This is a genomic window from Marinilabilia rubra, assembly GCF_003121985.1.
GTDB lineage: Bacteria > Bacteroidota > Bacteroidia > Bacteroidales > Marinilabiliaceae > Marinilabilia > Marinilabilia rubra.
This window is the reverse complement of sequence record NZ_QEWP01000001.1, coordinates 459820-486631: the sequence shown is the minus strand read 5'-3', so window position 1 is coordinate 486631 and position 26812 is coordinate 459820. Positions and strand designations below refer to the sequence as shown.

The following is a 26812-nucleotide window of genomic DNA, read 5'->3' as shown; positions in this document are numbered from 1 at the left end:
GCACTTAAGAAACAACAGATCATTAGATTTTAAGATTTAAGACAAATCATAAAACACTGACAATTGGAGCCTTAATACAATTGCATATAATCCCAAGAAGTTGTTTTACAGCCTTTTCCAAAAGCATAACGGAATATTGATAAAATAAAATTGCTACAATGAGACATTTAATCATCATCGCATTTTTGGCCATGAGTTGCAATTTAGGTGCACTCTTTGGACAGAACCAAACCTCAAAAGCCGAAGCTGTTAAAGAAATTTCAAAAAACAACCTTCAGGCCAATCTTGAATTTTTGGCTTCAGATATGCTTGAGGGCCGGGAGGCCGGGAAAAAAGGGGCTGATTTATCAGCACTTTTCATAGCATCTCAATTTAAAAGCTATGGCTTATCTCCTATCGCCGGGACTGAAGCAAAATCTTTAGAGGATTACATTCAGGCGGTGCCACTGGTATGGGAACATCTGGAGCATTCATCCCTGGACATTCGTCATGGCAACCTCCTTCTCCCATTGGAAGAAGGGGCAGACTATCAGGTAACCTCTGCAAATGCTTCTTTCTCGCTTGAAGGCAAAGTCGCATTTGCTGGATACGGGCTCAATGAGAAAACTTTGAGATCAAACAAAAATAAGATTCAAATTCTTGTGAGGGCAATTGGGTTACCTGACGGCTACGAAGAATACCATAATTTATCGGACAGACAGCTGAAAAGAAAAAAGAATCAACTTGCCAAAGAATCAGGAATTTCAGCCATCCTGGAATTCGATCCGGATTCTCCTGTTTTTCAAAACAAAAGCATTGAAGAGGCAGACTTCGGCGAGAAAAAAAAGACGAAATACTCATCCGGTATTTACAAAAGATCCATAAGACAGGCGGATGCCGAAATAAACACAGAGATTCCGGTTTTTAAAATATCCCACAGAGTATTGTCTGCTCTTTTCCCCACCTGGAAGAAAGATTTGGATAGGGAAACACACAAAAAATCTGTTGAATTGAAAGAGTCATCTTTTTCCGCCAATCTGACAGCCGGTTTTAAATCAGAACCATTCACAAGTGGGAACGTAGCGGGGATGATCGAAGGTAAAAACAAAGATGAAGTAATCGTTATAGGTGCCCACTACGACCACCTGGGAATTTACAACGGCTATATATATAATGGTGCTGACGATAATGCATCAGGAGCAGCTGGTGTTATGGCTTTGGCTAAAGCTTTCGCTCAATCTGGTATTCAACCCCAAAAAACACTCATCTTTGCTGCCTGGACTGCTGAGGAAAGAGGTCTGCATGGCTCAACCTATTTCGTAAAAACATTTCAGGACTTAAGCAAAATAAAATATTACCACAATTACGACATGATAGGAAGGAGCTTTGACCCGGAGAAACCGGACTCTTCAGTTTCGTTTATGTATACCAAAACCTGGAAACTTGCTAAAAACATTACCGAACAAAACAATGACCGATATGATGTGAATCTTAATATAAGATGGGGTGCCATGAATAATCCTGCCAGTGGCAGCGACAATGCGCCGTTTGCAAAAGAAGGCATTCCCATAATGTGGTTTCATACTGGTGGCCATCCCGATTATCATGGCCCATATGACCATGTGGAAAAGATCGACTGGAAAAAGCTCGAGAGCATAGTAAAGCTTAGCTTTTTAAACATTTGGGACTTGTGTACAGAAGAAGATGTAGAATGACACTCCCTCTTTTTACCCAAAAAAACAAAGAACAATTGTATATTTGCAAACCAAATTCGTAAACTCATCAAAATCAAGAAAAAATGAAGGCATACGTATTTCCCGGGCAAGGCGCCCAATACGTTGGAATGGGAAAAGATGTTTATGAAAACAATCCCATGGCCAAGGAACTTTTCGAGAAAGCAAATGAAATTTTAGGTTTTCGCATTACGGACCTCATGTTTGAGGGAACCGATGAAGACCTCAAACAGACTAAAGTAACCCAGCCAGCTATTTTCTTACATTCAGTAATTTTGGCAAAAACCCTGGGTCACGACTTTAAGCCTGAAATGGTAGCCGGACATTCACTGGGCGAGTTTTCTGCCCTCGTTGCTGCCGGAGCACTCTCATTTGAGGATGGACTAAAGTTGGTTTCTCAGCGTGCTATGGCGATGCAAAAAGCTTGTGAAATAAAGCCTTCAACCATGGCTGCTATCGTTGGTCTGGATGATGCAACCGTTGAGGATGTTTGCGGAGCCATTGAGGACGTGGTTGTACCTGCTAACTACAACTGTCCCGGACAGCTTGTCATTTCAGGAACGTTTGAAGGAATCGATAAAGCTTGTGAATTATTGAAAGAAAAAGGTGCAAAAAGAGCACTCAAACTACCGGTTGGTGGTGCCTTTCACTCACCATTGATGGAACCGGCCCGTACTGAATTGGCTGAAGCTATCAACAATACTCAGTTCAACATCCCGGTTTGCCCAATTTATCAGAATGTGGATGCCAAGCCGCAAACAGATCCTGAAAACATTAAAGCCAATCTTATTTCTCAGCTTACAGCGCCTGTTAAATGGACACAAACCGTTCAAAACATGATAGCTGATGGCGGAGATCATTTTACTGAGATTGGCCCCGGAAAAGTACTTCAGGGACTAATCAAGAAAGTTGACAGAAAAATGGTTACTGAAGGCATCAGTCAACTTCAATAAGAACGTTTTTAATTATTATCAGGGCTGCCCATTGATTTGAGCAGTCCTTTTTTATTTCTGATTCCACATTACTACAGCTTTTTGAGTTTTCCCATCCATAAGAACGGTCAATGGCTGTTTCATCACTACATGTTTAAAATAACCGGTATGTTCCTCAACTGGTTGCTCATCAAGGAAGTCAATATTCACAAATTCATTTTTATTCTTGCCATGAATGGAGAAATACCCCACATTCATTGAAGTTACATTATGGAAGAAATGTGACCCCAATGATGCATCCAGGGGGAAATCGGGCAATCCCATTTCCACAATTACACGTGCCTGAGATATTTGCGACCAGTATACCGGAATGCCTGTCGACGGGTCACGGGTTCCCCAACGTCCGGGGCCAATTAAAACATACTCTCGCCCCTCCTGCTCCATTTTTTTATTCAGATCGGCCATTTCAACTGCCATTTCACGGGTTTTGGTGCGGTCAAATTTACTGATATCCATATAAACCAGATCCCTTATATGAGTATGGCGGCCATTTCCCATTCCCTTTTCTGATTTAAGAATAACCCTCTCTTGCTCCACTTCATCGAAATCCACATCCAAGTGAGTTTCCAGTCTAATTAAAGGTTTAATTTGCAACAGGCAAAGTGTCGGTTTCCCTTTATATCCCGGATCAAGATCCAGAGCAAATTCAATTTCCACCGGAGCTCCCATTGCCTCACGGAAATACTTCAACAAAATGTCCAAGGTCCTTGGCAACGGCACCAGGTCATACTTAAGAATATTTGCAAAATTCAATACCCGCGGGCCTCGCAAGGAGAAATCTGTACTAAGCCTGTCATTATCTATGTCATAAACCATTGCCAGATGCTTCAGGTTGCCATCTTCCTCAGCTTCTTTAATATCCAGTTTCTGAATAAATGTCTCCTCTCCGCCGTCCTGAAGACTTTTCTCATTTTCCTCCAGATCAACAGCATAAAAGTAATCCTGAGAATCTTTTATCTGATCGCCAAGGGCACTCAATTCAAGATTGGGATAACGGGGACAGAAGCGCCAGGCCTTTTCACCTCCCACCACATATTTTCCCAACCCTACACCAATAACGGCAAACCCATCTTCAGGCTTCATATAAGAAAAGGGATAATAGTTAAATGACTGAGCCACTCCACTTACATGTGGATAGTAACGATCATGTGCTTTCTGTCCCACCAGTTTTTGAATTATAACGGCCATCTTTTCTTCATCTATCTTATAATGTACCGCATCAAAATAAGCTCTGGCTGTAGGCGTAAAAATAGAAGCATAAACCAACTTAACTGCAGATGCCAGTTGATTATATCTCACCTCAGGATTGGGATGATTATTGGGCAATACGTAAGTAGAGAAAACACCGGCAAAAGGCTGGAGCAGACTGTCCTCAAACAAACCGGATGAACGTACTGCCAATGGGGAGTTCATATATTCAACATACTGGTGCAGCTTTTTATCTACTTCATCGCTGAGATGGGCTGATAGGAACTGCTTTTTTATTTGTTCAAAATCTTTCTCTTCATATATCGATTTCAGCAGGTCATTCTTTTCCAGAAAAGCTGTAAACTCTCCGGCACCAATGATGGTTGTGGGAGGAATTTTTATATTCAACTCCGGAACAGTGGATTGAAAATCCACATTCTCGATAAAATTACTGAGAAAAGCCAATCCCCTACCTTTCCCTCCAAAAGAACCGTCTCCAATCCGCATCACAAAACGGTCGGTATCAACCATCGATGGATCGAACTGCACCACTCGGCCACGCATGCGCTCAAGTCTGGCTTCTTCAAATACATCAAGAATCTTCTGGCGCAACTTGGTCGTACTTTCAAAGTCTTCTATTCTGTAAGGACGTAATCTTTTGGCGATGGATATTTCACCTCGTGCCATTAACCAGGTAGAGATACCATTTCGCCGGGCATGATAAAGCAACGACTCAGGGGGAACATCACGCAGACAACGAATAAATTCCTTCAGGTTTCGGGCGGTAGCCAGGGGTATACCTCTGGAATTGGTAAAAACAAAATTTCCAAAACCCAGTTTCTGATGTATGAAGTTGTAAATATCCATACTCAGTGTATCCGAGTTTTTATCTATAAAGTCGGCGCCCACTTCTTCTGCTGCCTTTTCATTAGCCGGATCAGAAGATTGGAGGAGCGTAGGAAGATTTATCTTTGACTTTACATACCGAATCAGATCAACCCCTGCATTTTCGTCATGCTCCCCATCTCTGGAATACTTGACATCCGAGATCACGCAGATCAAATTATCCATGTACTTATCCACAATCTCCACAGCCTCTTCGTAAGTACTCACCAGAAGGACTTTGGGACGAACTCTCATCTTCAATATTTTATGCGTCTGATCCGAAGTCTCTTCTGTCAGGATATTCTGCGTTTGCGTCATGATAATGGAATATAGCAAAGGCAAATAGCGGGTATAATACCTTTGTGAGTCTTCAACCAGAAGAATGATCCTGACATCCCCTACCCCCACATCATTGGCAGTATTAATTTTATCCTCCACATACTTTATCATAGCCAGAAAAACGCGGGAATCGCCATTCCAAACAAAAACTTTATCAATGCTTCCCCCGGGAGAAGAGGGCTTATCGAAATACTTCAGATCTTCGTTGTTATTAACCATCAAGAGAATGGGTAGATCGGGATACAACCTGCGAATCTCCTGACTCAGCGATACCGGCATCTGTTTATCAAGTCCGGCCATTAGTATGACCATATCAAACTTACGGTCCTCCATATGCGAGAGAGCTTCATCGTAAGTGGCCACACTTGTGATGCGAGGTGCAGAAAACAGATTAAGCTGAAGATATTCTCCAAAAATCTTATCAAAAAAGCGCCCTTCGCGAACAATAGAATAGGAATCGTAATACGTAGCAACCAGCATAACCTCGGTTACTTTGAAGGACATGAGCTCTTGAAATATATCCTGATCCGATTTTTTTCTTTTAAATATTTTGGAAAGTTCAACGTATTCCTCTTCTCCTGACATACCTGGTAGAATTTGGTTTAAAACACTCAAACAAGGTATATTTATTTTGGAAAATAACAAAAGACAGTTGTTAGGATTTGAGGGGCTGTCTTGGTCTTAATGATTTAACTATCTCAGGCATAAAAGGGCATTTAAAGGTATAGAGCTTACTTTTTGCGACGAAGTTGCAAACTTTGCCGAACTAAAAGTCTTCTTCAAAAATTGGAAAATTTATTTCAGGACTTCCATTTAAAGGAATAACCAAAAGATCCTCTATACCATCGGAAACATTATTCCAAAAGAAGACTTTTGTGGTTGTCTTCCATACTGGGAAGCCTTTCAAGTACCTTTTATCAAAAGGGACGGAGTCAATTCCTAAAACCCAGGATACCTTTCCAGAGCAAACCAGATGATCTTTGATAGAAACCTCAATGGTAACAATTGTTGAATCCTCATAAACAAATGCCAGCTTCACAAACTCTCTTTCTCCAAGATCAGGGATTTTCAGTTTCCCTTTGTAAGGATACTCCACCAACAATTAGCCGGAGGCATGAAATTCAAGAAAAAAAGAAGAGTCGACATTCTGAATTTCATTATCCACATAAAAGTTGACAGATACTGAGTCAGATCGCTCTTGTCCAAGTCCATTGGCAATAGTTAGCAAAAAGAACAAGGCGATCAAACAAGCTTTTTTAATACATGAATCAATAAAAACATTACAACAAAACTCAAACAGGTCCATAATATAAACAATGGCGGATCGATGCTCAGCTCTGCTGCTTTCCTTGCCAAAGAATCCGCCATACCTAAATATTCTCCAACCTTTGCCGTAAAGGATGTTTTTCAAGGATGAAAGAAAAGATAATATTAATGATTCAAACCTTTCTCCCTCAAACACCCAGGTTCCTTTCCATCTCAGCAGCAATTCGTTCTCGTAAAGATTTTAAATCATCTCCTGAGAAGCCAATAATATAATTTCCAATCCAGGATAAATGGATAGTACCATTAAAAGGATCTTCAATAACATAATCACCTTCCGAAAGGACCGAAACATCCGTCTGGGCAAATTCGTGATATTTTAATAAGAGGTTTTCGATATCTGATTTAGAGTCACGCTCCATAACAAAAAGTGTAAGTTCGCCATCATCATTACTATATTTGGCGCGATAAGCACTACCGAGGAATTCAAGTCCCATAAAAGTATTGGAAACAAACTGACGGGAATTGGGTACTAGTTGGTCGCCGGGCATGGCTCTTACAATCTCTGGAAGCGACGGATCATCTGCCATTCTTTCAGAGACCATGCGTGCCGTGCTCATCAACACCCCCAGAGCAGCATTGGGCTCACGGTAGGCATTCATTTTTACATAGTAACGTCCAGCCACAAAATTCAGGATGGATTCTTCATAGTATCCTTGTGCCCCAATATCCTTAACATCAGCTTCGGGAGGCCGCTCCATACTGTAAATGCCATAGGCATGAACAATATCTCCATGGTCGTAAACCTCCAGCGTCATTTCGGCTTCATCCTTTTTATAGCGTGTCACCCATAGCTTTTGAAAATTATAGCTAAAGTAAAACTCTGAAGCACCGTTAATGTGATTGAATAAATTGTCCTTATCAAAAACCTCAACATCTCCATCCTGCAGCCAGCCTGGGATTTGAGGAGGATCAAAAGAAGCCGCCTTTGCCATAAAGCAAAAGGCGGTCAGTAAAGGAATTAAATATAACTTCATCATAATGGTTGTAAATTTATACAAGAAATTCGTTGGGAACATTTTGGATCCTTGCGATATTGGTGATCCGGTTTCTGACATCGAACCCGGACTGACACTTAACGGAGCATTCATCACAATCGTCACAGGGGCTATCAGAAACACCAAGAGCAACAACCGTTTCACGAGCTTTTGCTGGATAAGCATACGCATAGTTGTACATATAGGATCGCATCAGATCCGACACCGGCAAATCTCTTTTGCATTGGCCGGCGCAAGTATCACAACCAGTACAATACATTCCAGTTTCGTTTGATGCCAATTCAAGGTCCTGCTTCTCGGAAGGGCTCAGATTTACATCCTTAGCAACAGACCAATTCTCCATCAGCATTTCGTACGATGAAATACCAGGAATACAGGTATGTATATGTGGGTTAGATAAAGCAAACTTAAGAGCTGCTTTGCCATTAACCGGCTTGGTTTTTTCTTCGTCCAGAAATCCACCAGCCATATTTTTCATACCAATAATGCCAACTCCCTCATTATGGGCCTTTTTTATCGCCTCATTAAGTTCAGTATTGTCAACATGGCGAAAGTTATAGGAGGTCAAAATTACCCCATAAAAGCCACGGGTAACAGCTGAATTAATCAATTTCGCCATATTGCGGTGAGTAGAGAAACCAAGGTGTTTAGCCTTTCCTTCTTCTTTAGCTTTCTTCATAGCCGCCATAAATTTGGGGTTATGAAGATACTCTTCATCATTCACAGCATGTAGATACAAAATATCAACATAACTCATCTGAAGTCTCTCAAGACTTACCTCAAGCATATCCAGAAAATCTTGGGTGGATGCATCCTTTGAAGGATGGATCTTTGTCGCCACAATAAATGAATCCCGGGGTTTGTCTTTAAAAAATTCCCCCACCATTTCCTCATTTCTACCTTCCTGATAACCATGAGCAGTATCAAAATGCTTTACTCCCAAATTATAGGCTGCTTTTAAAATATTGGAATTATCTGCTCTCATTACGCCCATACTAACGACGGGAACAGAAATTCCGGTATTTCCCAACTGCCGGGTAATGATTTTTTTGTCTGTTTTAGAAGAAGTCTTTTCAGTTGCACCGGTAACATGAGAAGAAGTTGCGAAGCCTGCCGTAGCAGCAGCCCCCAGGCGCAAAAAATTACGCCTATTCAAAGATGATTTGTCCATTTGTCTGCACTTTTAAAATTTGACCATAACATAACAGTTTAAATATAAGCAGCAAATGGCATAAAAGCAAAAAAGGTCGATCTCAACTGAGATCGACCTTTTTATTATCTTGATCAAAAAACTTGTATTCTAAAAATGCAAGAGAGTCGGAGGGTCTCACCTTTATGCCAAATCCAAGATCAAATTTCCATTTTAAAATTTGTGATGGAAAACCTTGTTTTAAATAGGCATAAATATAGGGATGCACCCACAGGGTCAAATTCTTCTTCTTAAGCTCTTGCACAACAAACCGGATTTTATCATCCAGAGTATCAACCAACAAAACGGAAGGTGTTATTTCACCTGATCCTTTGCATACCGGACATTTTTCACTAGTCTGGATATGCATTTCGGGTCGCACTCGTTGGCGGGTAATCTGCATAAGGCCAAATTTACTCAGCGGCAGGATATTATGCTTAGTCCTGTCAGAGTCCATGGCCTCCTTCATTTTCTCAAAAACACGTTGCCGGTGTTCGGAGGTTTGCATATCAATAAAATCGACCACAATAATGCCACCCATATCTCTTAACCTAAGCTGCCTGGCAATCTCCTCGGCAGCAGCAACATTAACCTCAACAGCATTAGTTTCCTGATCGGAAGCCGATCTGGATCTGTTTCCACTGTTCACATCAATAACATGAAGCGCTTCGGTGTGTTCGATTATCAGATAAGCACCACTTTTAAACGATACCGTCCGCCCAAAGAGGGCTTTAACTTGTTTTTCTATTCCAAACTGGTCAAATAGAGGGGCATTCCCCTTATAAAGCTTTACAATTTTTTCTCTACCGGGAGCAATTAATTCAACATACTCTTTAACTTCCCTGAAGATCTCGGTATCATTGATAAATACCGATTGAAATGAAGGATTGAGAAGATCACGCAAAATAGCAGAAGTACGACCAACCTCGCCCAAAACAAGTCCGGGGGATTTGACGTCACGTACTTTATTGGTGCTATCTTCCCATCGTTTTACGAGGGTACGAAGTTCTTTATCCAGCTCTGCAACCCTTTTACCTTCAGCTACGGTACGAATAATGACACCGTAGTTTTTAGGTTTAATGCTTAATAATAAGCGTTTAAGACGACTTCGTTCTTCTGGAGAATCGATTTTCTGACTCACCGACACTCGGTCTGAGAAAGGAATAAGAATGAGATTTCGACCAGCAATAGAAATTTCAGAAGTAAGCCTCGGTCCTTTAGTGGAGATAGGCTCTTTTGCAACCTGAACAAGGACTTCCTGTCCACCGGTTAGTACTTCAGAAATAGTACCGTTTTTATTGATATCTTTTTCCGGTTTGAACTTGTGCAATGAGACACTCCCCTTTTTGGTTTTGGCCAGCTTGAGATATTTATTCAGACTTTGAAACTGAGGCCCCAGATCCAGATAATGGAGAAAGGCATCTTTCTCATAACCAACATCTACAAAAGCTGCATTCAACCCGGGCATGATCTTTTTAACTTTCCCAAGGTAAATATCGCCAACTGCGAATTTGACATTGCTTTGTTCACGCCTTAGTTCAACTAAGCGTTTATCTTCAAGCAAAGCAATAACAAGTTCGCTGGGAGTTACATCTACAAATAGTTCAGCACTCACAATACGAATTAAGTTAAATAAAAATTATTTCAAAGAGCGATTTTATAAATACAACAAAAGAACAAACAGCCCCATGGCTGTTTGTTCTTTTTAAATCTTATAGGTTCAAAAGACTACTTTCTCTTCTTATGACGATTTTTTCTGAGTCTTTTTTTCCTTTTGTGTGTTGACATCTTATGCCGTTTTCTTTTTTTTCCGCTTGGCATAGCATTTCGATTTAGCAGTTAAACATCTTTAATCAACATTGTTCTTCACTTTCGTAACAAAGCTCTTGGAAGGCTTAAACGAAGGAATAAAATGTTCGGGAATAATAATAGTGGTGTTTTTGGAAATATTACGGGCAGTTTTTTCTGCACGTTTCTTTACGATAAAACTTCCAAACCCTCTCAGGTACACATTCTTGCCTTTTACAAGGTTCCCTTTTACTGTTTCCATGAAGGCCTCAACAGTCTTCTGAACTGTAACCTTCTCAATTCCAGTATTTTTCGAAATCTCGTTAACAATATCAGCCTTTGTCATCTCTTTATTAAATTATTTAATTTTCAACTAATTAGACCTCATTTTTGGAATTTCAGAATGCAAAGATAAAGGAATTCCATAAGAAAAAAAACAAAACCCTTATTTTTGCATAAAATTTTAATAATGACCAATTTCCCCAAATTAATCAGAGAATGGTATTGTGAGAACGGCCGACAGCTCCCCTGGAGGGAGACCAAGGATCCATATAAAATTTGGATCTCCGAAATCATCCTGCAACAAACCCAGGTTAAACAAGGGTTGGAATACTATCGTAATTTCATTAAACGGTTTCCGGACGTTCAGACACTTGCCAGGGCTACAGAAACTGAGTTAATGCAACAATGGCAAGGGTTGGGGTATTACTCCAGAGCAAGAAATATTCATCATGCTGCAAAGGCCATTATAAACGAACACAATGGTTTGATGCCGCAAACATACAAAAAAATCAGGACTTTAAAAGGGGTTGGGCCTTATACGGCTGCTGCAATTGCTTCTTTCGCTTTCAGGCTCCCCTATCCGGTAGTAGATGGAAATGTTTACCGCTTGCTATCACGGCTTTTCGCCAAAGAGATCCCTATTGACTCTACAGAAGGAAAAAAATACTTCTACAATTTGGCAGATAATCTTCTCGACCGGGCCGATCCGGCTACTCACAACCAAGCCATTATGGAAATGGGTGCACTAATTTGCAAACCGGCCAATCCAAAATGCGATGAATGCCCGGTTGTAAATCACTGTAAAGCTTATGGCACAAAGTCTCAAAACCGCTTCCCGGTAAAACAAAAGAAAATAATCAGAAAGAAAAGATTTTTCAACTACCTCATCATTATAAAAGGCAATAAAACCATTGTTCAAAAAAGGGCAAAACAAGACATTTGGCAAGGACTCTATCAGTTCCCATTGCTTGAAACCAGCAAGCGAACCCCAAAAAACAAAATTGTTGAACTTATCGAAGAAGGTACCGGAGTTAAGGTAACAGCCAAAAAGGCGCATGAGAAGAAACATCTACTAACCCATCAGGAACTGCATGCCGTTTTTTATAGAATAAAGTGGCCAACAACCGAAAATCTCCCCGAGTTTTTTGATGAAATCGCCACAGAAGAAATCAAAAAAGAAGATGTACCTAAAATCCCCTTTCCCCAGTTAATCCGGGAAAACCTGAAAAATATATTATAAAAAGTAGCATTCCATTATGAAACGCAGCCAAAAGTTTAGTACTTTAGCTGATTGGAATCCAAAAAACCCATAAAATGATTAACAAAGTAATTTTGGTTGGAAACGTAGGGAAAGACCCTGACGTAAGATATTTTGACAACAATGAAGGTGTAGCAAACTTCCCGCTGGCCACCACTGAACCTGGTTTTACCACGCGTGACGGGAAACAAATTCCGGAAAGAACCGAGTGGCATAATATTACCGTTAGACGAGGGCTGGTAAAAGTTGCGGAATCATATATTCGCAAAGGCACTCAGCTATACATTGAAGGTAAGTTGCGGACCCGCTCCTATGAACAGGACGGAACCACCAAATATATTACCGAAGTAATTGCCGAAACCCTTAAGCTTCTGGGACGTAAATCAGACAATCCAGCCATGGGCGATAGTCCTGCTCAGGGCGGAAATCAAGCAAATCAGTCTGCTCCTTCAGGCGGTGACTTTGCCCCTCAAGGCCAATCAGCGGGCAATGAAGGTTTCAGCGCCGGTGATGATAACGCTGAACAACAAGAAGACGATTTGCCATTTTAGTAAATTGAAAAATTAGTCATTCCTTGGAAACAGAGTTATTTCTGTCACCTTTTTTCATATCGGCGACAAACATTATTCTCCACCCCGTATCCTCAAGCATTATAATAGCCACAATAGCTACCATGCTATTGTTGGCGGGGTCGGCGCTCGTGTCCGGTTCAGAAGTGGCATTTTTCTCCCTTAAGCCGGATGACATTGACCACCTCAAAGTCAACAACTCCGCAAAAAGCGATCAGGTTCTCAAACATCTTGAGAAGCCCGAACTGCTTCTGGCTACAATATTAATCCTTAACAACTTCATTAATGTAGGTATTGTAATTTTATCAGCCTATATTTCATCAGAGTTGATTTCATTCGGCGACAGCACTACACTGAAATTCATTTTTGATGTGGTCGTAATCACGGCCATTATACTGTTTTTCGGTGAGATTTTGCCAAAAGTTTTCGCAGGTCAATCGCCTCGTAAATTTGCATTACGAATGGCGTTTCCCCTTAAAACTTCAGCTCAAATATTAAAGCCGGCAAGCATTCTTCTGGTTAAATCATCAGAGTATGTTAAAAACAAGGCAGCTCAAAGAGCCAGCAATTTGTCTCTCGACGACATATCTGACGCCCTCGATCTTACCGGTGATGAAATATTTGAGGAAAAACATATTCTCAAAAGCATTGTCACCTTTGGCAATATAAATGCCGGTGAAATCATGACCGCCAGAGTAGATGTAACCGATTTGGAAATCCGAAGCGATTTCAACAAAGTTTTATCGGTTATTGTAGAGTCCGGCTACTCCCGAATCCCCGTTTTTGATGAAACACCTGATAATGTAAAGGGCATACTTTACGTAAAGGACTTGCTTCCGCACCTTGGAAAAGACAACGGCTTCAAATGGCAAGACCTCATTCGCCCAGCCTATTATGTCCCCGAAACAAAACGAATCAACGATCTTTTATCCGAATTTCAGGCCAACAAAATTCACATGGCCATCGTTGTTGATGAATATGGCGGCACATCCGGAATAGTTACTTTAGAAGATATCCTGGAAGAGATCGTTGGGGAAATAAGTGACGAATTAGATGAAGAAGAGGACTTCTTTTCTATCCAACCAGATGGTTCATTGGCATTTGAAGGAAAGACCCTTCTAAAGGATTTTTCCAAAATAACCGAAATCGACGAAAACGCCTTTGATGATTACAAAGGAGAAGCAGAGACGCTTGCAGGATTATTACTGGAAGTAAAAGGAGTGATTCCGGAAAAACATGAAATCATCGAAATCGGCCCCTATAAATTCACCATTCTGGCAGCAGATAAGAGACGAATAAAAAAAGTGAAATTTGTCCAAAAACCGAATTCATGATAAAAGCCAAACACATATTCAGCTTTATATTTACTGGAGGCATTTTGTTTCTCTCATCATGCGGAAGCAACTATGCCCCCAAGCCGAGAGGGTATTTTAGAATCACTCTCCCGGATAAAGAGTATTCAAAGCTGGACACAACATTACCATATTCTTTTGAATATCCCGTTTACTCCGAAGTGGTACCGGATCATGGACCAAAAGATGAGCCATACTGGGCCAATTTGAATTTTCCGCGTTTTGGAGCAAAGGTTCATATGAGTTATAAGTCAGTTGAGAATAACCTTTATCAACTATTGGAGGACAACCGCGAATTGGCATTCAAGCATACAGTAAAAGCCGACGCTATCCGGGAAAAAATGTTTGAGGCTCCTGAAAAGAATGTCTACGGCATTCTGTATGAAATAAAAGGCAACACCGCTTCACCCCTGCAGTTTTTTGTTACTGACAGTGTTGAGCATTTTTTAAGAGGTTCGTTATACTTCAACTCAGTCCCCAATAAAGATTCAATAGCTCCTGTACTTGAGTTTGTAGAAAAAGACATTGTCCATTTAATTGAAACCCTTAACTGGAAAGACCTATAGAATGCCACTCCTTTTCAAGAAACAAGTCAGCCAATCGACCAGGATAGCCGTTTGGGCCATCCACGAAGAGGAGGAAAAGTTATTACAATTGCTGCCTCCGTTAAAAACCGCGGAGAAGGAGCTTTTAAAAAAGATTTCCTTCAAGCCACGAAGATTGGAGTGGCTGGCGTCAAGAGTCCTGATTTATCAAATGACCGGTGTTTATCCGGAAACCGGATATTTTGAAAACGGACAACCATTCATCGTCCGGCACCGGGAACATGTAAGCATTTCCCACACAAAAGGTTACGCAGCCGTTTCAGTATCCTGCGATTCAACGCCCGGAATCGACATTGAATTTCCATCCCCGCGGATAACCAAAGTAGCCGGGCGTTTCCTCAATCAGAAGAAAGAGACATTTCTAAGACCGGAATTAAAAGAGAAACAGCTGGGTCTTATATGGTGTGCAAAAGAAGCAATCTTTAAAAAAGCCGGGCAACCCGGGCTTATATTTAAGGACCAAATCATTACAACCCCCTTTTTCCCTGAAAACGATGAAGGTAGCTTTGAAGCTAAGTTATATTTAAAAGAAGTGGAATACGACATTAAGCTGAAATATTACTGCACTGATGATTTTTATCTGGTCTGGCTTCTATAGTATCTGACATTAACAATCAAAGTACTTATATTTGCTTCCTAAACCAATACAGAATGAGGGTGAAGATACAAGCATACATAGAGAATTACAGAACAAATAAAAAAAAAATGCTGGCTTTGTTGATAGATCCCGACAAGTGCCATGGAAAGCAACTTGATGATCAGGCTAAACTAATCAATCATTATAAACCCCAGCTCATTCTCGTAGGAGGCAGCCTCACTAGTTATCCGGTAGATGAAGTGGTCCGGTTTTTAAAAGAAAAGACAGAGATTCCTGTAGTGCTTTACCCCGGACATCCCGTCCAAATTTCTTTTGCAGCCGATGCTCTGCTTTTCTTATCTATGATTTCCGGAAGAAATGCCGAATTACTTATCGGAGCTCATGTAACAGCTGCACCCACCATTCATAAAAGTGGCATTGAAACCATCTCAACAGGCTATATGCTTATCGACGGGGGAACACCTACTTCTGTTGAATACATCAGCCAGACTCAACCCATTCCGGCAAAAAAAACCGATATTGCCCTTGCCACAGCACTAGCAGGCCAAATGCTTGGTTTAAAGATGATCTACATGGATGCAGGAAGTGGCGCTGATCAACCTGTTCCCTCCCAAATGATTGAAAAAGTAAAAGACCAACTATCAGTCCCATTAATGATCGGAGGTGGTATAGACACTCCCAACAAACTGGAAAATGCTTACAATAGCGGTGCTGATATTGTGGTAGTAGGAAACGCCCTTGAAAAAAGCCCTGATTTGCTCAAAACTTTCACCGAGATCACCCTTCATTCGTAGAACTCCCCATATCTTAAAACCTCCACATCTTCAAGCGTCATGAGTCCTCCGGCCTCGGCTTTATCCAAGAGTCGGTTAATAATCAATGCAAAATCGCTTAACCGCTCATTTACATCTACTAAACTGATAATGACAGGTACATCATCAGACAAAGCAAATATTTTTCCACTATGCCCAATACTTTCGGCACCATATGAGAGCATCCCCCGATAAACTGTAGCTCCGGCAATTTTATACTTTTTAGCAGCATAAACAATTGCCTCGTAAAGTGGCCGTTGATAAACTCTGTCAGATTCTCCAACAATAATTTTCAACTTTTTAACTTGACCAGAGAGATTCATAGGCTTCGTTTTGATAACAGATAATCAAGTTACAGATTACTGCTGACAAATTCAATTTTACTTTACAAAAAGCGGCCACGTAATCACATCAAGTCCAAAATATCCTCATTTAAAGGCTACTTAAAAGTCGCTTGAATACAAATCAGCCTTATTAAGAGAAAACAGTATTGGCCAAAATTTTTTCATTCCTGCATCAGAATTTAGGTTTCACACTTGTATCTTATTGAGGATTTATTAATTTTACAGTCGACCCTTTTTAACGATTTTTATTAACCTTTTTTAAAAATTATACTACTATGAAAGTATATCAGGCCGATCAAATCAAAAACATCTCGCTACTTGGCAGTAGCGGCTCGGGTAAAACCACCCTTGCAGAAGCAATGCTTTTCGAGGGTGGTGTTGTAAAACGCAGAGGTAACATTGAAAATAATAATACAATTTCGGATTATCACCGGGTAGAACATGAATATGGCTACTCGGTTTTTTCGTCCGTACTGTTCACCGAGTGGCAGGAGAAAAAGCTGAATTTCATTGATTCTCCGGGCGCAGATGACTTCATTAGTGGTGCCATCACGGCTCTCAATGTAACCGATACCGCATTGATGGTTTTAAACTCGGCACAAGGTATCGAGGTAGGCACAGAGAACCTCTTCAGATATACTGACACCTACCACAAACCCGTGATTTTCGTTGTAAACCAGCTGGATCATGAAAAGGCCAATTTTGAGAACACTATGGAAACGGCCCGGGAAGCTTTTGGCCGAAAAGTTATCATTGTGCAATATCCCATTACTGTTGGCACCGGCTTTGATGCTTTGGTTGACGTTCTCAAAATGAAAATGTACAAATGGGGACCCGATGGCGGAGAACCTGAAATTTTGGAAATTCCTGAGTCCGAAAAAACCAAAGCAGATGAGCTGCATAATGAGTTGGTTGAGGCTGCTGCCGAGAATGATGAGGATTTAATGGAGCTTTTCTTTGACAAAGGTTCTCTCGACGAGGAGGAAATGAGAAGAGGCATAAGAAAAGGCCTGGTAGCCCGGGATTTATTTCCTGTGTTCTGCGTTTCAGCAGCCAAAGACATGGGGGTTCGGCGCTTGATGGAATTCCTGGGCAACATTATTCCTCTGGTATCTCAAATGCCTCCCAAGCAAAACAGCAAAGGAGAGGAAGTTGCCTGCGACCCCAATGGTCCTGCTTCAATATTTGTTTTCAAAACAAGCATAGAGCCTCACCTGGGAGAGGTTAGTTTTTTCAAAGTCATGTCAGGAAAAGTTTCCGAAGGCATGGATTTGGTCAATATGACCCGGTCTTCAAAAGAGAGGCTGTCACAGTTGTATTGCGTAGCTGGAAACACACGCCATAAAGTAGAAGAATTGCAGGCTGGCGATATTGGTGCAACCGTTAAACTAAAGGAGACCAAAACCAATCACACCCTCAATACCAAAGGATGCGACTACGTGTTTGATCCCATAAAATACCCTGCTCCAAAATACAGAACAGCAATAAGGCCTGTAAATGAAAGTGATGATGAAAGACTGGGCGAAATCTTTCAGCGCATGCATGAGGAAGATCCAACCATTGTTGTGGAATACTCTAAAGAACTTAAGCAAACCATTGTATACGGGCAGGGAGAGTTTCACCTCAATACCATGAAGTGGCGCATTGAAAACAACGACAAGCTACCGATTGAATTTCTTACACCACGCATCCCTTATCGGGAAACCATCACCAAACAGGCCCGTGCCGACTATCGTCACAAGAAGCAATCGGGTGGTGCCGGTCAGTTTGGTGAAGTACACCTTATCATCGAACCTTATTATGAAGGCATGCCTGATCCAACCCTCTATAGATTTAACGGCCAGGAATACAAAGTCAACGTTCGTAACAAAGAAGAAATTGAACTTGAATGGGGTGGCAAACTGGTGTTCTGCAATTGTATCGTAGGTGGCGCCATCGACAACCGGTTTATGCCCGCAATTATAAAAGGGTTAATGGAAAAAATGGAGGAAGGTCCGCTGACCGGTTCTTATGCCCGCGACATTCGGGTATGTGTTTACGATGGAAAGATGCACCCGGTAGACTCCAATGAAATAAGTTTTAAACTAGCCGGTCGTCATGCTTTCAGTACAGCATTTAAAGAGGCAGGGCCTAAAATCCTGGAACCTGTTTATACTGTTGAAGTTCGGGTACCTTCCGATCGCATGGGGGATGTTATGAGTGACCTTCAAGGACGCCGGGCCATTATTGAAGGCATGAACAGCGAAAAAGGATTCGAAGTAATCAAGGCTAAAGTGCCTTTGAAAGAAATGAACAAATATTCAACATCACTGAGTTCTCTTACCGGTGGACGTGCATTTTACACCATGTCATTCAGCAAATACGACAAAGTTCCACCTGAAATTCAGGAACAGTTGCTGACTGACTATGAAAAGCAATCGAAAGAAAAAGAAGAGTAAGCTTTTTCATTATTCTGGGAAGGGGTGTTCTTGACGGAACACCCTTTTTTTATGTAATTTACTAAACCAATAGATCCTTAGATTTTTAGATACCTGCCTGAAGGCAGTCAGGTAAGATGCAAAACAAATCGTATAAAACTAAAAACCTGAGCATTACACAAACAACTGCAAGTCTATTGTAAAAGATGAACTGAGAATTGTAAACACTATTGGCAATGAGGAGTTAATTTAGTGTACAACATTTTAATCTGATTCAATATTTTTTGATCAAAAGTAGAAGAATACTTAACTTTTCATTAACTAAAAAACGATAATATATGAAGATTGCTTTTTTCAATACAAAATCTTATGACAGAGATTATTTTGAAAATTTTAGTGAAAATTCTGAAATAGAGCTGACGTTTTTTGATGGAACACTTAATTGCGAAACCACAGAACTTACCAAAGGTTTTGATGGAGTATGTGTTTTTGTAAATGACCAACTTCATGCCGACGTCATAGAGAAACTGGCTGAGCATAACAATAAAATAATAGCCCTAAGATGTGCAGGGTTCAATAACGTTGATCTTGAAGCAGCTGAAAAGCACAACATAAAAGTGGTAAGAGTACCCGCCTACTCCCCCAGTGCCGTTGCCGAGCACGCCCTGGCACTAACATTAACCCTAAACCGAAAAACCCACAAAGCCTACAACAGGGTAAGAGAGAGCAACTTTTCACTGGAAAGGCTGACAGGATTTAATCTTAACGGTAAAACAGTAGGGGTAATTGGCACCGGTAAAATCGGAGTCGAGTTTGCCAAAATCATGCAGGGATTAGGGTGCAAAGTAGTTGCACAAGATCCCTACCCCAACCAGGAACTCATTGACAAAGGCATTGAGTATATAAACACAGAAGAACTACTGTCGAAATCCGACATCATTTCTCTTCATTGCCCATTGACCCCCGAATCGAAGCACTTGATAAACAAAGAAACCATAAAACAAATGAAACGGGGAGCAATGCTGATAAATACCAGCCGCGGAGCCCTTATTAACACCAAAGATGCCATTAAAGGATTAAAAAAAGGCCGGATAGGTTATTTGGGAATAGATGTTTATGAACAGGAAGAAGATTTATTTTTCAAAGACCTGTCAGAAAACATCATACAGGATGAGGACATTATGCGTCTGATGAGTTTCCCAAATGTTTTAATAACGTCTCACCAGGCTTTTTTTACAAGAGAAGCTTTGGAACAAATAGCAACAACAACCATACAAAACATTCTTGATTTTAAACAAGGGAAAGAACTTAAGAATCAAGTTTCACCACAACATTAAAATTTATTGTCATGGATACTTTATCAGAAGCCATCAACACATTGATCAAGGAAGGATTTGACGAAAATTTCAGGGCTACCGAGGAGTGTGTTGAAGCATTGAGTTCAAAAAAGAAATATGCCCCTGATGCGTTGACTATCGTTAAGTCTTATCGTTTTGAAGGCCCAACGGACCCGGCTGACGAAATGGTATGCTTTGCGATTAAAGCCAATGACGGTATCAAGGGAACTTTGGTAATGTCATTCAATTCGGAACATTCGCAAGCCATTGAAACCATTCAAAAAATTCCCGGGAGGATATAAAAATCATTATCTTTGATAAAATCCCTCAAAACAAAATATGGATAACCGAGCAAAAAAAGTCAGACTGGGTATTTTTATTGTCATCAGCTCCACCCTTCTTCTTTTCCTGGTCGTATATTTTACGGCCAGAGAAATGTTTCAGAAGAGTGACACATATTATGTTGCCTTTCAAGATGTTTCCGTTAGTGGCATGGAAGTAGGAAGTCCGGTCAAATACCTGGGAATTAATGTAGGAACAATTTCCGATATTAGAATTAATCCCAAGGATATCACCAGCATTGTTCTAGAGCTTTCTTTGAAATCGGGAACACCAATCAAGGAAGACAGCAAAGCTGACATTGTTTCCATGGGCATAACCGGAATGAAAGCCATCGAAATACGAGGTGGCACCAATGAAACCAGACTTCTGGCCCCGGAATCTTATATTCAACCCGGAAGTTCCTTATCTTCTGAAATAACAGGGAAAGCAGAGGTTATTGCAGAGAAAGTTGAAAATGTTCTCAACAATCTTCTGGTAATAACACATCCGGATACTCTTTCTAAAATCACCCGGACACTTGCCCGATACGGTAAACTTGCATCAGATGCAGACAGAACGTTGCTTCGGCTGGACACCGTAATCAATCAGAATCAGGATGATTTCAGAGCAACAATACTAAATGCTCACCAAATTAGTGAATCGGTACTCGTTTCCAGTCAAGCCATTGAAAAAACCATTTCCCGGGTTGACCGCATGGTCAGAAGCGACTCCATTTCCGACATCATTGGCAATGCCAGGGATATTTCGGCAAAACTAAAAGAGTCTAACATTACGCAACTCATTGAGAATTTGGCCGGCGTAGTTCAACGAACTCAGGAATTGCTGATTAAGGTTGATGATGACATCAATGAAGGCACCAAAGGTTTTGTCGAAAGTCAGGATCTTTTGAGGTCGACCCTTCGAAACCTCAATGAAGCATCAAGAAAAATCAATGAAAACCCCTCTCTGCTCATCAGAAAAAGCAAAGGGAAAAATCTACCTGACGAACAATTAAAAAACTAATATGAAGCACATTATATTTTTCATATTCGCATCGTTACTCCTATTATCATCAGGCTGTGGAAGTCAGAAGACTATAGTTAAAAAATACTACATGATTGAGGAGCCTGACAGCCTGATCAATTTGCAGCCTGATTCAAGTAAAATGATTGATGCCTGGTGTGAAGTGGATGAAGTCAAAGTTTATCCGGCATTTGCAAGCAGGCGCATTGTTTTGCGTGATGCCTCACACCAGATTAGATACTTTGGCAATCACGAATGGGCGGTTCGCCCGACCGAGATTTTAACACCATTAATTATTGACTATCTTTCAACCCATCTGGTATTCAAGAGGGTGGCAGACAGGTTCTGGGAAGTCACGCCGGATTACCAATTAAAAACAACCATTTTCAAGCTTGAGTTGGGGACCATCGAAAAGAAAAAGTTTGAAGCCCGACTAAGAATTCGTTTAGAACTCATTGATGCTAAAACCGATACCATAATAACCTCTCACAATGTCACACGCAATACAATGCTGAAAAAGAACGACTTGAATCTTTGGGCATCTGCTATAAGCCGTATGCTGCACGAAGAGCTAAGTGGTTTCTCAGAACAAATAAGAAAAACTCTACCAGCGAATAAATAAAACAGGCGTGAAAAAAAAGAGGCCAAATCAATCCGACTTGTTTACAGAGGAGGGAAATGTTATAAGAATAGCCCCCAAACTGACTATCGATAATACTCCGGATTTTCTTTACCAAACAGATCTTTTGTTCCGGAACAAAAAGTCAGGCGACATTTCTGTTGACTTATCCGAAGTGAAAGAAATAGACAGCGCAGGTGCCCTGGCAGTTCACTCGCTATCAGGGATGGCCCAAAAATACGGCATTTCACTAAATATCAGAGATGCTTCATCAGACATTCAAAGCAAGCTGGATCTTTTCAAACCAGTAGATTCAAAAACTACTAAACCTCATCGAAAAGAGTCTTTTTTAGTAAAAATTGGTGACATAGCAACCCATGTATTGGCAGAATATGTCACGACCTTCTTTTACATGGTTTCAGATATTCTCTTCTGGTCCATAAAAGATTTATTCCAAAGCAAGCAACGACGCAAAGGGGAATTTGTAAATCAAGCCGTTTCAATTGGCGTCAATGCAGTTCCCATAGTAATGTCCATGGCTTTTATAATAGGATTGGTACTGGCCTTACAATCGTCCTCTCAGCTAAGGAATTTTGGAGCAAATATCTACATCGTTGACCTCACGGTAATTGCCATGATGGCTGAAATGGGCCCGCTTATTACAGCCATTTTAGTTGCGGGTCGAAGCGGATCTGCTATTGCTGCTGAAATTGCAACCATGAAAGTGACTTCAGAAATCGACGCCCTAAAAACTATGGGGCTCAACCCGATAAGATTTGTGGTGGTTCCTAAAATTTACGGCAGTTTAATAACACTTCCCTTTCTCACAGTATTGGCCAGTGTTGCTGGAATTGGAGGAGGTGCGCTAGCTGCCTATCTTTACCTTGACATCAGCCCGGAGATATTTTACAACCGAATGCCCGAAGCTCTTTACCAAAAAGACATCATAACGAGTCTTATTAAGAGCATTGTTTTTGCCCTTATTATTGTTGTCACGGGCACGTTCTTTGGGTTCAAAGTTGAGGAAGGTGCCGAAGGAGTAGGAAAATCTACCACCAATTCGGTTGTTGCTGCCATCACATTGGTCATAATTGCGGACAGTATTTTAGGACTAATATTTTATTAATGGAAGAAGGAAGAATAATAGAAGTCAATAATCTGAGGGTTTCTTTCGATGAGCGGGAAGTCCTGAAAGGCGTCTCCTTCTCTGTCAACCAGGGAGAAATAACAGTCATTCTGGGAGGCAGTGGCTCCGGAAAAAGTACAATTTTAAAACACCTTCTGGGGCTTTTTCCGGTAAAGTCAGATATTGTCTCAGTCTTTGGAAGCGATTTAGCAGAAGTCGACGAAGACGACCTTCGGTTTTACAAGAAACTTGGTGTTTTTTATCAGAACGGAGCCCTTTTAAACTCCCTTTCGGTTGGAGAAAATGTTGCCCTTCCACTGGAGCAACACACCAATCTTCCGGCTGAAATAATTGAGGACATGGTTAGAACCAAATTGAACCTGGTCAACCTTGAAGACGCTTTCTACCTTTATCCCTCTCAATTGAGTGGGGGGATGTTAAAAAGAGCTGCATTGGCACGAGCCATCATCATGGACCCTCCACTTTTATTTTGCGATGAGCCCGGTGCAGGACTGGATCCCGTTTCTTTGGCCGGTCTGGATGATTTAATTCTGAAACTTCGCCAGCAACTTGGAATGACGGTTTTGATGGTAACCCACGAAGTTTCGAGCATTCTGCGCATCGCAGACAAAATTCTCTTTGTTGACAACGGAATCATCGCGTTCGATGGTTCTCTTGAGGAAGCCCGAAAATCAGAAATGAAAGCATTAAAAGACTTTTTCACCGTTGGAACAGGTGGAAAAAGATAGTCCCTCTGATTATTTGAGCAGCTTAGGAAATAATATTGTCAAAAACACTCCCCGGGAAAACATAAATAACAACATACTCAGCCAGAGAGCATGATTACCTATCGCAGGGAAAAGTATAAAAAACGGGACAAAGAAAAACCCAATTGCAGCAATTACCATGCTGTTACGCATGGCTACCGATGCAGTTGCTCCAATATAAACCCCATCCCAAATATAGGAAGCAAAACTCACAATGGGTAAAGCAATTACCCATGGTAAATAGTGACTACCCCGTTCAATGACATCTGCCTGATCGGTAAAAAAAGCCAAAAGCTGATTACCGGCAATTGCATAAGAAGCTGAGAACAGAATCGCCATACCTACCCCCCATTTAAACAGGTGCCCGATAGTCCGATTTAAAGTTGACTTGTCATTAGCCCCAAACCAACGTCCAACCATTGCCTCTCCGGCGAAAGCGAAGCCATCGAGAAAATATGAAAATAGTAACATAAACTGAAGCAACGCACTATTGGCCGCAAGAGTATCATTCCCAATTCCGGCCGACCGGGAGGTAAAGAATGTAAATACCGCAATCACACTCAGTGTTCGAATAAAAATATCTCCCCCCACGTTCATAAACCGGCGAAAACCTCTTTTAATAAGTGCCATTTGGGCGGTAAAAAAATCTGCAGCCCAACGATATTTCAAAAAGAAAAATGCTACAGCCATCAACAAACCCACATATTGACCGACAACGGAACCAAGAGCTACCCCTTCGGCTTTCATGTGAAATACTCGTACAAACAAAAAACTGCAAATTACATTTATCACATTTACAGAAACGGATATGATCATTGGGAAGAGTGCATTCTGCATCCCCAGAAACCAGCCATAAAAGACCATTAAAGAAATAGCCGCCGGAGCAGCCCAAATGCGAATATAATAGTAATCCCTCGCTATTGCTTTAACTCCATCTGATCCCTCAAGCAGCCAAAAACTAAGATTAGCAAGCGGCACCTGCAAAATCAAGAGTAATACCGAACCTCCAAAAGCCACCATCAACCCTCTCTGAAGAACCAGCGCCATATCCTGATCCTTGCCTTTTCCAAAGGCCTGTGCAGCGACACCACTCATACTCATTCTAAGGAAAGCAAACCCCCAATAAACAAAATTGAAGATAACACCCCCAAGAGCAACCGCACCCATAAATACAGAGGAGTTTAAATGCCCCATTAAATGAAGATCAACCATCCCCAATAAAGGCACGGTTAAGTTTGTGAGGATATTTGGAATAGCGAGTCTGAGTATCTCCTTATTCATCTCTTATTTTTTTTATGAATCTGCAAAGGTAAAAAGAGAAGTTTAAACACCTATTGCATTTTGTCAAACCTCCAAATCAAAACATTTAACAATTTTTTGCCTCTTTTATTTGGAATAAATCCAAATAAGAATTAATTTTGGACAAAGTTATCTGAAATAAAAGGATTGTATAATCATAAAACTTAAACATTATGGCATTTGAACTTCCAAAACTAAATTACGCCTACGACGCATTAGAACCATACATCGACGCACGTACGATGGAAATTCATCATAGTAAACATCATGGCGGATATACCACCAAACTAAATGCAGCTGTCGAAGGAACTGATCTGGAAGGCAAAAGCATTGAAGACCTCCTGGCCGGTGTTTCAAAACACTCAACAGCCGTTCGAAATAATGGCGGTGGATTCTACAACCACAACCTCTTCTGGAAAGTAATGGGACCCAATGCAGGCGGAAAACCTGACGGCGAGCTTCTATCTGCTATCGAGAGTGAGTTTGGCTCATTTGATGAGTTTAAAGAAAAATTCAACAATGCTGCTGCTACCCGTTTCGGTTCAGGTTGGGCATGGTTGGTAAAAAAAGAAGACGGCCAACTGGCTATTGGCAGTACCCCCAATCAGGACAATCCATTGATGGATCTTTCGGATTTCAAAGGAACCCCCATTCTCGGTCTTGATGTATGGGAACATGCCTATTACCTGAAATATCAAAACAAACGTCCGGAGTACATTGATGCTTTCTGGGAGGTTGTTAACTGGGATGAAGTAGCTAAACTTTTCAAAGGCTAATTCAATTTTACAGACCATTTGTCAGTCAACCAATAATTTTTCATAGCAAAAGCACTCCGGACTAAAGTACTTTTCCGGGGTGCTTTTTTTTATATTTGTAAATGACCTGACAAATAGAAGTAACATCCCAATTTATAATATGCCTGAAATTAAACCAAAAATTGAAGAAAGCTGGAGATTAGCTCTCAACGATGCGTTTAATGCTCCCTATTTTTCCGATTTAAAAAAATTCCTTATCGAAGAAAAGAGGCATAATACAGTTTTCCCTCCCGGTCATTTAATTTTCAATGCCTTTAACCAAACACCTCTCTCCGAAGTTAAAGTCGTAATACTCGGACAGGATCCCTACCATGGGCCACGCCAGGCACATGGATTGTGTTTTTCTGTTCCGGAAGGGATCAATCCTCCCCCCTCACTGATAAACATCTTCAAAGAAATAAAAGAAGACACAGGTAATCCGATGCCAGCCAACGGAGACTTAACCAGATGGGCTCAACAAGGTGTTTTACTTCTTAATGCCACACTAACAGTCCGTGCCCGAACTCCGGCATCGCATCAGGGAAAAGGATGGGAACAATTCACCGATTCTGTAATCAATACGATATCCCAAACCAAAGATCATGTTGCGTTTCTATTGTGGGGAAGATATGCCAAAAACAAAGCCGAACTGATCGACTCTTCAAAACATCTTATTTTACAAGCTGCACACCCATCACCTTATTCTGCCGATAAAGGCTTCTTTGGTTGTCGTCACTTCTCAAAAGCGAATGAATGGCTGGTCGACAAAGGATTAGACAAAATCAATTGGTGAAAAAAATCCCCCTGCCTCAAAGAAACAGGGGGACACATCAAAAAGAGTCACTCAAACACTTTTTTTGTCCATCGAAACTCTT

Annotated in this window: 25 protein-coding genes; 17 read left to right on the top strand and 8 right to left on the bottom strand. The window is 41.0% G+C overall.

What is annotated here, in order from left to right; all coding sequences use genetic code 11:
* Positions 1–158 precede the first annotated feature (158 nt).
* Both DDZ16_RS02010 and fabD read left to right on the top strand, forming a co-directional pair.
* A complete protein-coding gene (locus DDZ16_RS02010) occupies positions 159–1694 on the top strand; it encodes a M28 family metallopeptidase (protein WP_109262738.1) in 1536 nt (511 codons plus the stop codon).
* 83 nt (positions 1695–1777) lie between these two features.
* Positions 1778–2665: an ACP S-malonyltransferase gene (gene fabD, locus DDZ16_RS02005; RefSeq protein WP_109262737.1), complete on the top strand. Its 888-nt coding sequence runs from the start codon at positions 1778–1780 to the stop codon at positions 2663–2665.
* A gap of 51 nt (positions 2666–2716) precedes the next feature.
* Here fabD and DDZ16_RS02000 read toward each other — a convergent pair whose 3' ends face one another.
* The 6 genes from DDZ16_RS02000 to DDZ16_RS01970 form a co-directional block, all read right to left on the bottom strand.
* Entirely contained in the window at positions 2717–5701 is a 2985-nt protein-coding gene (locus DDZ16_RS02000) for a PEP/pyruvate-binding domain-containing protein (protein WP_109262736.1), read from the bottom strand.
* Between the two features lie 181 nt (positions 5702–5882).
* Positions 5883–6215 (bottom strand): hypothetical protein, encoded by a 333-nt coding sequence (locus tag DDZ16_RS01995; protein ID WP_146192187.1) that lies wholly within the window; start codon positions 6213–6215, stop codon positions 5883–5885.
* A 355-nt stretch (positions 6216–6570) separates the two neighbouring features.
* A complete protein-coding gene (locus DDZ16_RS01985; RefSeq protein WP_232526529.1) occupies positions 6571–7419 on the bottom strand; it encodes a DUF6599 family protein in 849 nt (282 codons plus the stop codon).
* 13 nt (positions 7420–7432) lie between these two features.
* Positions 7433–8608 (bottom strand): aldo/keto reductase, encoded by a 1176-nt coding sequence (locus tag DDZ16_RS01980; protein ID WP_109262733.1) that lies wholly within the window; start codon positions 8606–8608, stop codon positions 7433–7435.
* 82 nt (positions 8609–8690) lie between these two features.
* Positions 8691–10241 (bottom strand): Rne/Rng family ribonuclease, encoded by a 1551-nt coding sequence (locus tag DDZ16_RS01975; RefSeq protein ID WP_109262732.1) that lies wholly within the window; start codon positions 10239–10241, stop codon positions 8691–8693.
* Positions 10242–10475: 234 nt separating this feature from the next.
* Entirely contained in the window at positions 10476–10760 is a 285-nt protein-coding gene (locus DDZ16_RS01970; protein WP_109262731.1) for an HU family DNA-binding protein, read from the bottom strand.
* Positions 10761–10865: 105 nt separating this feature from the next.
* Between DDZ16_RS01970 and mutY the strand changes: the two genes are divergently transcribed.
* The 6 genes from mutY to DDZ16_RS01940 all read left to right on the top strand — a co-directional run bounded on the left by mutY (position 10866) and on the right by DDZ16_RS01940 (position 15872).
* Positions 10866–11936 carry an A/G-specific adenine glycosylase gene (gene mutY, locus DDZ16_RS01965; RefSeq protein WP_232526527.1) on the top strand — a complete coding sequence of 357 codons (1071 nt, stop codon included), beginning with the start codon at positions 10866–10868 and terminating at the stop codon, positions 11934–11936.
* A 74-nt stretch (positions 11937–12010) separates the two neighbouring features.
* Positions 12011–12505 carry a single-stranded DNA-binding protein gene (locus DDZ16_RS01960; protein ID WP_109262729.1) on the top strand — a complete coding sequence of 165 codons (495 nt, stop codon included), beginning with the start codon at positions 12011–12013 and terminating at the stop codon, positions 12503–12505.
* A gap of 23 nt (positions 12506–12528) precedes the next feature.
* Positions 12529–13857: a gliding motility-associated protein GldE gene (gene gldE, locus DDZ16_RS01955; protein WP_109262728.1), complete on the top strand. Its 1329-nt coding sequence runs from the start codon at positions 12529–12531 to the stop codon at positions 13855–13857.
* Positions 13854–14441 carry a gliding motility lipoprotein GldD gene (gene gldD, locus DDZ16_RS01950; protein ID WP_109262727.1) on the top strand — a complete coding sequence of 196 codons (588 nt, stop codon included), beginning with the start codon at positions 13854–13856 and terminating at the stop codon, positions 14439–14441. The genes gldE and gldD overlap by 4 nt, the downstream gene beginning before the upstream one ends.
* A gap of 1 nt (position 14442) precedes the next feature.
* A complete protein-coding gene (locus DDZ16_RS01945) occupies positions 14443–15078 on the top strand; it encodes a 4'-phosphopantetheinyl transferase family protein (RefSeq protein ID WP_109262726.1) in 636 nt (211 codons plus the stop codon).
* Positions 15079–15131: 53 nt separating this feature from the next.
* A complete protein-coding gene (locus DDZ16_RS01940) occupies positions 15132–15872 on the top strand; it encodes a geranylgeranylglyceryl/heptaprenylglyceryl phosphate synthase (protein WP_109262725.1) in 741 nt (246 codons plus the stop codon).
* Here DDZ16_RS01940 and DDZ16_RS01935 read toward each other — a convergent pair.
* A complete protein-coding gene (locus tag DDZ16_RS01935) occupies positions 15863–16213 on the bottom strand; it encodes a DUF190 domain-containing protein (protein WP_109262724.1) in 351 nt (116 codons plus the stop codon). The two genes, DDZ16_RS01940 and DDZ16_RS01935, sit on opposite strands and share 10 nt — an antisense overlap.
* A gap of 296 nt (positions 16214–16509) precedes the next feature.
* On the opposite strand from DDZ16_RS01935, the gene DDZ16_RS01930 reads away from it, so the two are divergent.
* The 7 genes from DDZ16_RS01930 (at position 16510) to DDZ16_RS01900 (ending at position 23826) form a co-directional block, all read left to right on the top strand.
* Positions 16510–18672 carry an elongation factor G gene (locus DDZ16_RS01930; RefSeq protein ID WP_109262723.1) on the top strand — a complete coding sequence of 721 codons (2163 nt, stop codon included), beginning with the start codon at positions 16510–16512 and terminating at the stop codon, positions 18670–18672.
* Between the two features lie 317 nt (positions 18673–18989).
* Positions 18990–19988 carry a 2-hydroxyacid dehydrogenase gene (locus DDZ16_RS01925; RefSeq protein WP_109262722.1) on the top strand — a complete coding sequence of 333 codons (999 nt, stop codon included), beginning with the start codon at positions 18990–18992 and terminating at the stop codon, positions 19986–19988.
* Positions 19989–19999: 11 nt separating this feature from the next.
* The gene (locus DDZ16_RS01920; protein WP_109262721.1) at positions 20000–20290 is read left to right on the top strand and encodes a phosphoribosylpyrophosphate synthetase; all 291 of its coding nucleotides are present in this window, start codon (positions 20000–20002) and stop codon (positions 20288–20290) included.
* Positions 20291–20327: 37 nt separating this feature from the next.
* Positions 20328–21332: an MlaD family protein gene (locus DDZ16_RS01915; protein WP_109262720.1), complete on the top strand. Its 1005-nt coding sequence runs from the start codon at positions 20328–20330 to the stop codon at positions 21330–21332.
* Between the two features lies 1 nt (position 21333).
* Positions 21334–21954 carry an ABC-type transport auxiliary lipoprotein family protein gene (locus DDZ16_RS01910; RefSeq protein ID WP_109262719.1) on the top strand — a complete coding sequence of 207 codons (621 nt, stop codon included), beginning with the start codon at positions 21334–21336 and terminating at the stop codon, positions 21952–21954.
* A 7-nt stretch (positions 21955–21961) separates the two neighbouring features.
* Positions 21962–23077: an ABC transporter permease gene (locus tag DDZ16_RS01905; RefSeq protein ID WP_109262718.1), complete on the top strand. Its 1116-nt coding sequence runs from the start codon at positions 21962–21964 to the stop codon at positions 23075–23077.
* The gene (locus tag DDZ16_RS01900) at positions 23077–23826 is read left to right on the top strand and encodes an ABC transporter ATP-binding protein (protein ID WP_109262717.1); all 750 of its coding nucleotides are present in this window, start codon (positions 23077–23079) and stop codon (positions 23824–23826) included. The genes DDZ16_RS01905 and DDZ16_RS01900 overlap by 1 nt, the downstream gene beginning before the upstream one ends.
* A gap of 9 nt (positions 23827–23835) precedes the next feature.
* Here the strand turns inward: DDZ16_RS01900 and DDZ16_RS01895 are convergent, their stop codons facing one another.
* Positions 23836–25125 carry an MATE family efflux transporter gene (locus DDZ16_RS01895; RefSeq protein WP_109262716.1) on the bottom strand — a complete coding sequence of 430 codons (1290 nt, stop codon included), beginning with the start codon at positions 25123–25125 and terminating at the stop codon, positions 23836–23838.
* Positions 25126–25316: 191 nt separating this feature from the next.
* Between DDZ16_RS01895 and DDZ16_RS01890 the strand changes: the two genes are divergently transcribed.
* Complete coding sequence (locus tag DDZ16_RS01890; RefSeq protein WP_109262715.1) at positions 25317–25919, top strand: superoxide dismutase; 603 nt, start codon at positions 25317–25319, stop codon at positions 25917–25919.
* Positions 25920–26058: 139 nt separating this feature from the next.
* Positions 26059–26730 (top strand): uracil-DNA glycosylase, encoded by a 672-nt coding sequence (ung, locus tag DDZ16_RS01885; RefSeq protein ID WP_109262921.1) that lies wholly within the window; start codon positions 26059–26061, stop codon positions 26728–26730.
* Positions 26731–26812: the final 82 nt, after the last annotated feature.

Bases quoted from the DNA above. Each gene is read 5' to 3' on its own strand.
- DDZ16_RS02010 (WP_109262738.1), top strand. From the start codon at position 159: ATGAGACATTTAATCATCATCGCATTTTTGGCCATGAGTTGCAATTTA.
- fabD (WP_109262737.1), top strand. From the start codon at position 1,778: ATGAAGGCATACGTATTTCCCGGGCAAGGCGCCCAATACGTTGGAATG.
- DDZ16_RS02000 (WP_109262736.1), bottom strand. From the start codon at position 5,701: ATGTCAGGAGAAGAGGAATACGTTGAACTTTCCAAAATATTTAAAAGA.
- DDZ16_RS01985 (WP_232526529.1), bottom strand. From the start codon at position 7,419: ATGATGAAGTTATATTTAATTCCTTTACTGACCGCCTTTTGCTTTATG.
- DDZ16_RS01980 (WP_109262733.1), bottom strand. From the start codon at position 8,608: ATGGACAAATCATCTTTGAATAGGCGTAATTTTTTGCGCCTGGGGGCT.
- DDZ16_RS01970 (WP_109262731.1), bottom strand. From the start codon at position 10,760: ATGACAAAGGCTGATATTGTTAACGAGATTTCGAAAAATACTGGAATT.
- DDZ16_RS01960 (WP_109262729.1), top strand. From the start codon at position 12,011: ATGATTAACAAAGTAATTTTGGTTGGAAACGTAGGGAAAGACCCTGAC.
- gldD (WP_109262727.1), top strand. From the start codon at position 13,854: ATGATAAAAGCCAAACACATATTCAGCTTTATATTTACTGGAGGCATT.
- DDZ16_RS01945 (WP_109262726.1), top strand. From the start codon at position 14,443: ATGCCACTCCTTTTCAAGAAACAAGTCAGCCAATCGACCAGGATAGCC.
- DDZ16_RS01940 (WP_109262725.1), top strand. From the start codon at position 15,132: ATGAGGGTGAAGATACAAGCATACATAGAGAATTACAGAACAAATAAA.
- DDZ16_RS01935 (WP_109262724.1), bottom strand. From the start codon at position 16,213: ATGAATCTCTCTGGTCAAGTTAAAAAGTTGAAAATTATTGTTGGAGAA.
- DDZ16_RS01930 (WP_109262723.1), top strand. From the start codon at position 16,510: ATGAAAGTATATCAGGCCGATCAAATCAAAAACATCTCGCTACTTGGC.
- DDZ16_RS01925 (WP_109262722.1), top strand. From the start codon at position 18,990: ATGAAGATTGCTTTTTTCAATACAAAATCTTATGACAGAGATTATTTT.
- DDZ16_RS01920 (WP_109262721.1), top strand. From the start codon at position 20,000: ATGGATACTTTATCAGAAGCCATCAACACATTGATCAAGGAAGGATTT.
- DDZ16_RS01915 (WP_109262720.1), top strand. From the start codon at position 20,328: ATGGATAACCGAGCAAAAAAAGTCAGACTGGGTATTTTTATTGTCATC.
- DDZ16_RS01910 (WP_109262719.1), top strand. From the start codon at position 21,334: ATGAAGCACATTATATTTTTCATATTCGCATCGTTACTCCTATTATCA.
- DDZ16_RS01900 (WP_109262717.1), top strand. From the start codon at position 23,077: ATGGAAGAAGGAAGAATAATAGAAGTCAATAATCTGAGGGTTTCTTTC.
- DDZ16_RS01895 (WP_109262716.1), bottom strand. From the start codon at position 25,125: ATGAATAAGGAGATACTCAGACTCGCTATTCCAAATATCCTCACAAAC.
- DDZ16_RS01890 (WP_109262715.1), top strand. From the start codon at position 25,317: ATGGCATTTGAACTTCCAAAACTAAATTACGCCTACGACGCATTAGAA.
- ung (WP_109262921.1), top strand. From the start codon at position 26,059: ATGCCTGAAATTAAACCAAAAATTGAAGAAAGCTGGAGATTAGCTCTC.